Here is a 274-nt window from a genome sequence, read left to right as displayed (position 1 = left end):
ATTCAAGAGGTGAGAAATTTTCTTCAGGAAGCGAAGCAAGCGCAGAAGCTGCTGGAGAAGATGAATCAATCGCAGATTGATGCCATCGTCCAAAGCATGGCCAAGGCTGCGGAAGCGGAAGCAACACGGCTGGCCGCGATGGCTGTGGAAGAGACGGGGTTCGGCAAGGTGGAAGACAAACGGATCAAGAACCTGTTCGCCGCGCAGCACATTTACGCCGCCATCAAGGATATGAAGACGGTCGGGATCATCAATAAAGATGAAACAAGAAGAG

The 274-nt window shown here is 51.8% G+C and carries 1 pseudogene; it reads left to right on the top strand.

Annotated features, from left to right (window positions below):
- Positions 1-274: pseudogene (locus MXD62_RS08625) on the top strand (acetaldehyde dehydrogenase); the annotation flags it as partial.

Source organism: Frankia sp. Mgl5, from assembly GCF_023242985.1.
Lineage (GTDB): Bacteria > Actinomycetota > Actinomycetes > Frankiales > Frankiaceae > Parafrankia > Parafrankia soli.
Note: the sequence above shows the minus strand (reverse complement) of the source record. Positions and strands in the feature narration are given on the sequence as shown.